Origin of the sequence: Flavobacterium sp., assembly GCF_965657075.1 — a bacterium.
Taxonomy (GTDB): domain Bacteria; phylum Bacteroidota; class Bacteroidia; order Flavobacteriales; family Flavobacteriaceae; genus Flavobacterium.
This window is the reverse complement of record NZ_CBFHMV010000026.1, coordinates 17,284-27,980: the sequence shown is the minus strand read 5'-3', so window position 1 is coordinate 27,980 and position 10,697 is coordinate 17,284. Positions and strand designations below refer to the sequence as shown.

Below are 10,697 nucleotides of genomic sequence, written 5' to 3'. Positions count from 1 at the left end.
GTTATAAATCCTTTAGTTTTTATTCATTTAAATATTTTTTAAAAAGAATTTACCGTTTTTAACGAAGATTGCGTGAAAGATTACTTCACCAAGTAAATATTTTTTATGGGAGTTCAGTAAACTGTGTTTGGAGCAATTGTATGAGCTCTTTTTTGTCTCGTTGTAATAACGAGAAAAAAAAGCGAGTGTGGATAGCCTGGCCTAGTGTAACACGCATAAAAAATCCAACTCTCTGAATTGGATCGTAAATTAAAATTCTAATATTTTATCATAATGTTTATGATGATTTTTGAATTCATTTATACCTTCTTTAAAGGTCAAATATTTAGCACCATTTTTATGATTTTCTTTACTGATTAAATACATGTAGTGAAAATGACGCGTTAATTCTTTCCAACCGTAAAAAAGAGAATGTTTTGGATCGTACATATGCGTAGGCTCGCTTATTGCACCATTAATTTCAACAATTTGGAAGTTTTTTCCTTCTTCAAGGTCTTTATAATTGTTATACATTATGTCCATTCTACCAAAATGAAAACCATTAATTTTTGAACATATTTTATTAAATGATTCAATCATCTTTGGTGTTATTTCATGACTAGCATCAACAAATTTAGTACCTCTACAATGATTTCCATAAGGAACAAGGTTTAAAATTTTATTTTCTTCTAAGATTGAATCTATTATATCTGGAAATTCTTTTTGTATTGCTGGAATTTGTAATTCAAATCGTGGGTCTTTTTTTAATAATTCTCTTATTGTATTGCTACCATTTCCTTTTAGAATTAAAAATTCTTTAGAAACTATTCCCGTCAAGGTTCCTTTATCAGATTTAGGTAATTTTACATAAAATAATCCTATTTCGTTTTCAAATGGAATAAGATCTTGAATTAAAAAATCAAAATCGGCATGTTCTACGTATTTTTTTAATTCTTGAAAATTATTTATTTTTTTTACAGCAGTACCTCTTAATCCAATATCAGGTTTAGCGATTAAAGGAAATTTGATTCCAATATTTCGTATCGATTCACTGATTTTATTAATATCTTCTCTAGCATTAAATAACAAGGTTTTAGGATAATATTCTTGTGGAATTAAATCGTAAATTTCTTTTTTAGATTCCATAAAAAAACCTCCATTTTTGATTGTTGGATTTGAGGCATTGAAAAAGAAAAAAGATCTTGTTCTGAAAGCATAATATAAATACTGAAAGTATACTGGAGTGTATAAAACTTGATAAGGCCAATATTCCCAATTTGTAAGTTTATGTAAAAATAATCGAGGTTTTATCATTAGTCTAATAAATCTATGTAATTAAAATTGGGTTGGTTGTTTACTATTTGACATTGAGTGATGCTGACTGTTTTTAAATTATTTTCTCTCTCAATTTGTAGTCCGTATTTTTTGTTATTCCCTTCTGTGAATTGATGAAATTTTAAAAGTTTATCAGCATTAATTTCATTTTCTTTATCCATGAAATTTGAAAACCAACGGGCTCTTTCATTTCTTATTTCTTTTGAATATAAAGTGGAAGAAGACCAAATGTAATATGCATTTATATCTAATTCCTTGTTTTTTTTTTCAGTTTCATCCCATTGAAGTTCATATAATTTATCACACGTAAATAGTACTATTGTAAAGGGTTCAATATCTTCTAGATTTATAGTATCCCATTCTAAAATAATATCATTAGATGTTATTAAATCTAAAACTATAATACCTCTACTTTTTTTATAACTTTGTTTATCAACATGTTTTTCCTTAGCACCATTTAACAAGACAATTGTATTTTTATTGTCGTGAGCAAACCATGTACCGCCTGCTTTAGGATCTTTAGGAAAATAAATTTCTTTATTATTGATGATGTATTTTGTTGGTGGTATTGCTCTTTGACGCGTAGTTTTTTCGTCTCTATTTGAAGTTAAACAAAAACCATTTTTTAATGGAACAAAGCTTACTGTACACATTGATTTCTATATTCTATAGTTGATTTAGCTACTCCAAAATTTTCATCTAATTGAAGTGATTTATTTTTTAAAACAGCTACTTTAATTAAAGCTTGGTGATGAATACTATGTTCAAGATTGTACAACAATTCTCTTTCGTAATTGGTTGTAACACTGAAATCAATATTTTTTCCTTGTTGTAAAATAAAATCTTTATTTGGTTTTTCTATTTCATTTAACAACATACTAATAATTTCAATAGCATAATTGGTATTGGATTGAATCAATAAATTACGTTCTCTTAAATCATAGTTGACTATACCTGATTCATAACTCTTTAATAAACATTGATATAATTCGATGACGTGTCTTGTATGTTCACCAATGGTAGCATTACTCAATTCGGGATGAGATTCTGTATAATCTTCATTTGAAAGCTGACTCAACAATTGCGTAATTTGTTCAAAATTATCTTTAATAGCGTTAATTAGCATGTTCTAATAGTAAAAAGTGATTACTTATTTTGATTTTCGGTCGTTGTTTCTTCGGGTACAAATTTAATTGAAATTGAATTGGTACAAAAGCGTTTTCCAGTAGTTTTTAGAGGCCCATCATCAAAAACATGACCTAAATGGCCACCACATTTGGCACACATGACTTCAGTTCTCGACATACCAAATGAAGAATCATCTTTATATATAACAGAACCTTCTATCGCCTGATCAAAAGAGGGCCAACCACAATCAGATTCAAATTTAGTATCAGATGTAAAAAGTTTGTTATTACAAGCTGCACATACATAGGAACCTTTTTCAAAATGATTCCAATATTCACCTGTAAAAGCTCTTTCGGTACCTTTTTCTCGTAAAACTTTATATTGTGATGGAGTTAATTCTTTTTTCCATTCTTCGTCTGTTTTAACAACTTCTGGCTTTTTAGTTTCTATACTATCTGCATCTTTAGATTGAGATTTACACGATTGTAAACTCACTAGAAATAGTATTATTATTAAATTTTTCATAAGTATTTTATTTTATGTATTAATTTTTAAATCTTTAATATAATCTTCATATTCGTAAAAAAATCTTTCAAATCGCTCCATATTATCGGAAAAAAAATCAAAAATATCTGGCCAAGTATTTCTGTTATTGCTGCTTACCTGGTTTTTTTCTACCCAAATTTTACTAATTACTTTTCCATTTTCTAAATATAAATCTCTTTCAAAAATCGCATCGGGCAAATATTCTTCCAATAAAATAGTTTTCAATGATTCAATTTTCTCATAATATATTATACGATTTTTATCGTCTTTTGGTTCTATTTCAAGTGAAACTTGTGCTTTTTTATTATCGACATAGAACTTAAAGGCTACATCTTTAATTTTTGTATTGTACAAAAGCCATTTTCTAGGATTTTCTTCAGCAAATGACACCCAAAATTCTCTTTTAATACGTTGTGCTTCTTCTTTACTAAACATTTTTTTATGGAATATTTTAAAAGTAATTATTTTAAACTATCTTTAAGTTTGAAAAATATAAAAAATAGTTATGCTTTTTGATGAATTTGTGAAATTTTTACCAAAAATAGCCAAAGAAAAGTTACTTTCTTCAGATGCACATGCAAAAATGGCTCCTTTAGAGCGAATTTCTTTTTTAAGGGAAATGAATTATCTAGATAAGATGCCAAAAAAAGCAGCAGTTTTAATGCTCTTTTATCCAAAAAATGGGATTACACATTTGGCATTAATTGTAAGAAATACTTATCCAGGTGTACATTCTTCTCAAATAGGTTTTCCTGGTGGAAAAGTGGAACTGGATGATGAAAATTATGAAGCAACAGCCTTGAGGGAAACTCATGAAGAAGTTGGAATTTCCCCAGAAAAAATTAAGGTAATTAAGCCTTTTAGTGAAATTTATATTCCTCCTAGTAACTTTTTGGTTTATCCATATATGGGAGTTTCTCATCATGAATTGAGTTTTACACCTGATTTGACCGAAGTAAAGCGTGTTTTAGAGTTCCCTTTAGAATTATTTTTAGATGAAAACACGGTTACTAAAGTAAAAATGACAACATCTTATGCTACAGATATTGAAGTTCCAGCTTTTATGGTTGAAAAATATGTAGTTTGGGGTGCTACCGCAATGATGATGAGTGAATTAAAGGAAAGTCTTAAAAATGTCATTTTTTAAATACGATTTATTACATTTGCTTTCTTGTTAAAAAAATGAAAATTACTATGGGATTATTTAAAAGAAATCCTTTTGGACAAATATTATTCTTAAAGAAATGGTTAATTCGAATTGCTGGAGGATTAACTCATAGGCGTTATAGAGGTTTTAATCAAATGCAAATTGATGGTTCTGAAATTATAAGAAGTTTGCCTGATACTAATGTTTTATTTATATCGAATCATCAGACATATTTTGCAGATGTTGTGGCTATGTTTCATGTTTTTAATGCCAGTTTAAAAGGTAGAGAAGATACTATTAAAAATGTAGGTTATTTGTGGAACCCTAAAATGAATATGTATTATGTGGCTGCAAAAGAAACCATGCAATCAGGATTATTGCCAAAAATATTAGCATATGCAGGAGCAATTACAGTCGAAAGAACTTGGCGAGCTGAAGGAAAAGATGTTAAAAGAGAGGTGAATCCCAATGATACTGAAAATATAAAGGTTGCTTTAGATGACGGTTGGGTCATTACTTTTCCACAAGGTACCACTCGTTCTTTTAAACCTGTTAGAAAAGGTACAGCTCACATTATAATGCAACATAAGCCTATTGTGGTGCCTGTTGTTATTGATGGCTTTAGACGTTCTTTTGACAGAAAAGGACTGCGAGTAAAGAAAAAAGGCATTCTTCAATCCATGATTATAAAAGAGCCTTTGAAAATTGATTATGAGAATGATTCTGTTGATGCTATTGTTGAAAAAATTGAATATGCAATTGAACAACATGAGTCGTTTTTAAAAGTAATTCCAGCAGAAGTTTTAGATGAAGAAGCAAAATTGAATAGAGAAAGACTTTGGAGGTATTAAATTAAATTTTATTTATTAAATATTTTTCTGAATTAATTAAAATAGGGTTTTTCAACCCTATTTTTTTTGAATAACTTCTACTAAATTTGACTATATTTTTATTTGGGAAAGTATATTATCTTAATTTAGTTTGTTTGTAAAGCGATGATTTAATTATTATCGCTTTTTTTATGGGTTAAAATCCTCGTTGTCTTTTTGCTTCAAAGATTAAAATTGCTGCAGCCACAGAAACATTCATCGAATCAATTTCTCCTTGCATTGGAATTATGATGTTTTGGGTACTTTCGTCTCTCCAAATTTTGGTTAAACCAGTGGCTTCTGTACCAACAACTAAAGCAGCTGGAGTAGAGTAGTCCACTTTATGATATGCGTTGGAGTTTTGTAAAGTAGCACTGTAAAAATTGATGTTCTTTTCTTTTAAAAAAGCAATTATTTCCTCCGAAGTTCCTGATGCAATTTGGTTTGTAAATAAACATCCAACACTTGAACGAACTATATTTGGATTATACAAATCACTTTTTGGATTGGCTAAAATTACGGCATCAATATTCGCTGCATCAGCTGTACGAAGCATGGCTCCAATATTTCCAGGTTTTTCAATCGATTCCAATACTAAAATCAAAGGATTTTCAGGTAATTTTAAATCTGAAAGTGATAAATTTTTAGTTTTGGCAATGGCTAAAATTCCTTCCGTTGTATCGCGATAAGCTAGTTTTTGGTAGACATCTTTTGAAATTTCTATATATTCTTTTGATTGAAAGGTTAAAGAATTGAAAGATTGAAAAGAAAGTTCGTTGCAATATAAAATAGTTTCAATTTCGTAGTTTCCTTTTAAGGCTAATTCAATTTCTCGTTTTCCTTCAATTAAAAATGTTCCTGATTGTTTTCGTGCTTTTGCTTTTTCTTGCAATTGCACTAATGCTTTGATGTATGGATTTTGAACGGAAGTGATTTGCTTCATGTATGCTGAATTTATTTCAGTATCTATTGATTTTTAAGATTTTTAGATTTCAGAAAGTCTATTTTCTAAAAATCTAAAAATCTTAAAAATCTAATTATTTATTCTCAAACTTCTCTTTATAACGCTCATACAATTCCGTTTGATGACTTTCTAAACTAATTAGTCTTCCATCAATATATGCTGATGTTACTTTGTTTGTTCTCATATCTAAAGCATCTCCTTCTGAAATAAATAGGGTAGCGCTTTTACCTGCTTCAAGCGTACCATAATTAGTATCAATGCCTAATATTTTAGCAGTATTGGATGTGATTAATTGTAAGGCAGCTTCTTTATCCATTCCCCAAGCAGCACAAGTTCCTGCGTAAAAAGGTAAATTTCTAACTTGCATACGTTCCATGTCTCCTTGATTTTGCAAACCTACTAAAACTCCTGCATCGGTTAATAATTTAGCATTTTTGAATGGTAAATTGACATCTTCATCTTCAAGCAAAGGCAAATCATGCACTCTTTTTAACAATACTGAAACATTATTTGCTTTAAGTAAATCTGCATTTTTAAACGCATAATATCCTCCAACAATTGTCATTTTTTGAATGTTGTTTTTTTTCTTAAACAAAACAGCGTCTACAATTTCTTTTTCACCATCAACATGAATAAAAAGTTGTTTTTCACCTGTAGTTAATCCTTTCATTGCTTCATAAGTTATATCTCTAACAGCACTGTTTGCTATTAAATAAGCAGAAGCATTATCAAAAAAATCTTGAATTTCTGTTTTTTGCTTGTCGTAGTTTTTGTTTGGTTCAATACCTCCTGGCTCAGCCCACCAACCCGCACGAGAATAACTTCTTGGCCAATTTAAATGTACCCCATCATTTTCTTTAATAACGGCATCTTCCCAATTCCATGCATCTAATTGTACTACGGATGATGTTCCAGAAATTCTTCCACCTCTAGGAGCAATTTGAGCCAATAACACACCACTTGGTCTTGCAGCTTCAATCAACTGAGATTCTGCATTATAAGCAATTAAACTTCTAATATGTGGATTCATTTGACCCATTTCACTTTCGTCATCAGAAGCTTTTACAGCATCAATTTCTACCAAACCTAGAGTAGCATTAGGTGCAATAAAACCGGGATAAATTTCTTTTCCTGTTGCATCAATCATGATATCATGTTTCTCAGGTTTTAAATTTGTGGCATCACCAATATCTACAATTTTACCATCTTTAATCGAAATGTAGCCGTTTTCTATTACAGTTCCGTTTCCAGTGTGTGTTCTTGCACCAGAAATAAAAATTGTTTTTGTTTGTTTGCTCGAAGGTGTTTGTTGCGCTAGTGCGAAAGTACTTGCTAATAGTAAGAATATGTATTTTTTCATTTTTGTCTGTTTAATTATTGAAATTTAGAATGCGCAATTTTGCAATATTCTCCTTGAGTATCACAATGAAAATGTCCAATTTCTTTCTTTTTAGGAGCTTGCGTTTTTAATCCTTTATTTTTAGCCTCTAATAAATCATTAATCAATTCACTTCTTTGTTTTTGAATGTTTTCTTGAACTAGTGTATCTTTTTCTAAATCATAAAATACAATTCCATCCACCACAGTTTTTTCTGCTTTAGCATAAATCGATAAAGGATTATCAGTCCAAAGTACAACATCTGCATCTTTTCCAACCTTGATACTTCCAACTTTATCATCTACTTGTAATAATTTTGCAGGATTTAAGGTAACAAATTTCCAAGCTTCTTCTTCCGAAACACTACCATATTTAACGGCTTTTGCTGCTTCTTGATTTAAACGTCTCGACATTTCAGCATCATCAGAATTGATAGATACCACAACACCTTGACCATTCATAAGTGCGGCATTGTAAGGAATCGCATCTTTAACTTCATATTTATAACCCCACCAATCGGCAAAGGTTGAACCTCCAACACCATGCTCCGCCATTTTATCGGCTAGTTTATAACCTTCTAAAATATGAGTGAACGTTTGAATTTTAAAGTTATATTTTTCTGCCAACTTCATCAACATATTAATTTCAGATTGTACATAGGAATGACATGTTATGAAACGTTTTTTGTTTAAAATTTCGCTTAAAACTTCCATTTCAATATCGTATCTGAATTTCTTATTAGAAGCTTTTTCCTTTTGGTATTCTAAAGCTCTTGTAAAGTAATCTTCGTAAACTTGTTCCACACCCATTCTTGTTTGAGGAAAACGACCGCTTCCCCAATTGGATTGTTTTACATTTTCTCCTAATGCAAATTTGATGTATTTTGGGGCCTCTTTAACTAGCATTTCGTCTGGAGAATAACCCCACTTTAATTTTATGAATGCAGCACGACCACCAATTGGATTTGCAGAACCGTGAAGTAGGTTAGAGGAAGTAACTCCCCCAGCTAAATTTCTATAAATATTAATATCGTCAGAATTTACAACATCTTCAATGGTTACTTCTGCTGATGAATTTTGACCGCCTTCGTTAACACCGTTTGAAATGGCAATGTGCGAATGCTCATCAATAATCCCTGCAGTTAAGTGTTTTCCAGTGGCATCAATTACCTTTGCGTTAGTTGTTGGAAGATTTTTTCCAATAGATGTAATTTTTCCATTTTCTACTAAAACATCTGTATTTTTTAGGATTCCGTCTTTTTCGTTAGTCCAAACCGTAGCGTTTTTAAACAATAATTTTTCTTGTTTGGGCTTTTCGTTATTTCCAAAAGCTAAATTGGGATAGCTTACAGGAATCATTTCTGGAACTTTTTTATCGTCTTCTTTTTTATCTTTTTTATCCGATTTTTTTTCTTCGGTCATTTGTTTAGTTGCCTTCCAAAAGGTTTCTTTCCCATTTTCAAGAACTGCTTTTCCTTCTAAAACATCCTTACTAAAAGTACCAGACAAACGGTAATAATTATTTTGAACGGTATCTTTTGTTTTGATTACCAAACTTAACCATGGTTCGTTGTAAGTTACTTTAGTCCCATAATTTAAGCTGTCTTTTGAAATTTTTGCTTCTAATTTTTCCAATTCACCACTTAAGTTCAACTCGTATTCTTGATTGTCAAAAGATAAGTTGTAAACACCTCTAACATCTACAACATTCATTTTATCGATGATATTTCTTGTGCCTTGTACCCAGTTTTCTTGAATTTTACTTTTACTATCAAATAAATCCCCAGAAACAATAATAAAATTAGCTAAAGCTCCTTTTTTCAAAGTTCCGATTATTTGGGTTTGATTTAATAATTTAGCAGGATTTTCGGTCAATGCGGCTAATGCTTTTTCTTTCGGCAATCCGTATTCAACTGCTTTTCTTAGGTTAGCTAAAAAATCTTTTGCATCTTTATTATCATTAGCTGTTAGTACAAAATTGACATTATTTTCTGCTAAAATTTTTAAATTAAAAGGAGCTTGATTCCAAAAACGCATATCGCTCAAACTCACTTGTTGTGCCAAATAAGGATCAGAAACATCGTAAGCATTTGGAAAATCTAAAGGAATAATATAGGTTGCTCCAGTATTTTTAATGTCATTTATTTTTTCAAATTCGTTACCACTACCTTTTATTAAGTAATTAACTCCAAATTCTTTGGCAATTTTATTGGCTCTTAAACTGTTTAATTTGTCTCCTGCATTAAAAATTTGTACCAAGTTTTTATTGTTGTTGAAACTTTCTAAAGAAAAATCTTTGGTTTTTGAATTTCCTTCTGCATACCATTTGCCATCGTGATAGACTTGACGCAATAGTGCCATACTTCCCATTAAAGAAGAAGGATAAGACTGTCGTGAAAAACTACTTCTATTAAACGTAAAATGTTGCGATACTTTATTTTGAAGAATTCTAGTAGCGTTATTTTCATCATCGTTTAAGGTCCAAAGTGTTCCTGTACCCGCAATTACCCCATCATTTAAATGACTGATTACGGTTCCGAAACCTACATTTCTTAATTTTTCAGCTGTTTTGGAATCGTATTTTAAATTTTCAAACGCATTGTATTCTGGTTTGATGTGGTCGTTCCAATAATACCCTTCGCGATTACTGTCGTATTGAGGTGTAAAGTTACCTGAAGTTCTCAAAGTAGCTTGAGGTTTTTCAATACCAAATTCGCTGTACATGTCAATGAATGAGGGATAAATAGTTTTTCCTGTTGCATCAATAATTGTTGCATTATTAGGAATGGTTACAGCAGTTCCAATTTCTAAAATTTTACCATCTTTGAATAAAAGGGTTGCTTTTTCGATAGACTGCGAAGCCGATACATACACTGTTGCATTGGTAACGGCAACATGATTTTTGAAGGATTGTGTAACTCCATCATTTTTAGGAAAGTATTCTTGAGCTTGAAAAGTAAGACTCACCAGAAATAAAAACAAAATTTGAATTGAACGCATAGAATCGCTTTTTTAATTTTAAGGGTTAAATATAGGCAATTATTTATATTGAACAGCCTTTACATTATGTTAAAATAGCGATTTATTGGTTTTTGGGGTGTATTATTTTGGCAGTTTTTAAAAAAGGTATGTTGGGAATCAAATGGAATTTCATTTAGTTCTATTTTCATATATGTAAAATTTATTTGTTAGCGGTCATATATGGTATCGCCTTTTTATTTATTGGTGTTTGCTTATGCAAACTTGTTTTTAATGGCGATTTCATAAAAATTTAAAAAACCTCAGTTACATCAACTTTAAAAAAATTATTATTCAAACATTAATTATGAAAAGTGATGCGATGTAAAAAAGG

General features: G+C 30.3%; 10 protein-coding genes. 2 read left to right on the top strand and 8 right to left on the bottom strand.

The window, feature by feature from the left end; genetic code table 11:
- Positions 1-249 precede the first annotated feature (249 nt).
- The 5 genes from ACTF56_RS11665 to ACTF56_RS11645 are packed head-to-tail and all read right to left on the bottom strand — an operon-like array spanning position 250 to position 3,423.
- A complete protein-coding gene (locus ACTF56_RS11665; protein WP_438967087.1) occupies positions 250-1,293 on the bottom strand; it encodes a D-alanine--D-alanine ligase in 1,044 nt (347 codons plus the stop codon).
- On the bottom strand, positions 1,293-1,967 hold the full coding sequence (locus tag ACTF56_RS11660; protein WP_438967086.1) for an NRDE family protein: 675 nt from the start codon (positions 1,965-1,967) through the stop codon (positions 1,293-1,295). The genes ACTF56_RS11665 and ACTF56_RS11660 overlap by 1 nt, the downstream gene beginning before the upstream one ends.
- Entirely contained in the window at positions 1,955-2,440 is a 486-nt protein-coding gene (locus ACTF56_RS11655; RefSeq protein WP_438967085.1) for a DinB family protein, read from the bottom strand. The genes ACTF56_RS11660 and ACTF56_RS11655 overlap by 13 nt, the downstream gene beginning before the upstream one ends.
- 20 nt (positions 2,441-2,460) lie before the next feature.
- On the bottom strand, positions 2,461-2,967 hold the full coding sequence (msrB, locus tag ACTF56_RS11650; protein WP_438967084.1) for a peptide-methionine (R)-S-oxide reductase MsrB: 507 nt from the start codon (positions 2,965-2,967) through the stop codon (positions 2,461-2,463).
- Between the two features lie 12 nt (positions 2,968-2,979).
- Entirely contained in the window at positions 2,980-3,423 is a 444-nt protein-coding gene (locus ACTF56_RS11645; RefSeq protein ID WP_438967083.1) for a DUF4268 domain-containing protein, read from the bottom strand.
- 70 nt (positions 3,424-3,493) lie between these two features.
- On the opposite strand from ACTF56_RS11645, the gene ACTF56_RS11640 reads away from it, so the two are divergent.
- Positions 3,494-4,135, top strand: a complete 642-nt coding sequence (locus tag ACTF56_RS11640; protein WP_438967082.1) for an NUDIX hydrolase — start codon at positions 3,494-3,496, stop codon at positions 4,133-4,135.
- A gap of 47 nt (positions 4,136-4,182) precedes the next feature.
- Positions 4,183-4,986, top strand: a complete 804-nt coding sequence (locus tag ACTF56_RS11635; RefSeq protein WP_438967088.1) for a lysophospholipid acyltransferase family protein — start codon at positions 4,183-4,185, stop codon at positions 4,984-4,986.
- Between the two features lie 175 nt (positions 4,987-5,161).
- On the opposite strand, the gene ACTF56_RS11630 is transcribed toward ACTF56_RS11635, so the two are convergent.
- The 3 genes from ACTF56_RS11630 to ACTF56_RS11620 form a co-directional block, all read right to left on the bottom strand.
- Positions 5,162-5,947: a TrmH family RNA methyltransferase gene (locus ACTF56_RS11630; RefSeq protein WP_438967081.1), complete on the bottom strand. Its 786-nt coding sequence runs from the start codon at positions 5,945-5,947 to the stop codon at positions 5,162-5,164.
- A 94-nt stretch (positions 5,948-6,041) separates the two neighbouring features.
- Entirely contained in the window at positions 6,042-7,328 is a 1,287-nt protein-coding gene (locus tag ACTF56_RS11625) for an amidohydrolase family protein (RefSeq protein ID WP_438967080.1), read from the bottom strand.
- A gap of 14 nt (positions 7,329-7,342) precedes the next feature.
- The gene (locus tag ACTF56_RS11620; protein ID WP_438967079.1) at positions 7,343-10,345 is read right to left on the bottom strand and encodes an amidohydrolase family protein; all 3,003 of its coding nucleotides are present in this window, start codon (positions 10,343-10,345) and stop codon (positions 7,343-7,345) included.
- Positions 10,346-10,697: the final 352 nt, after the last annotated feature.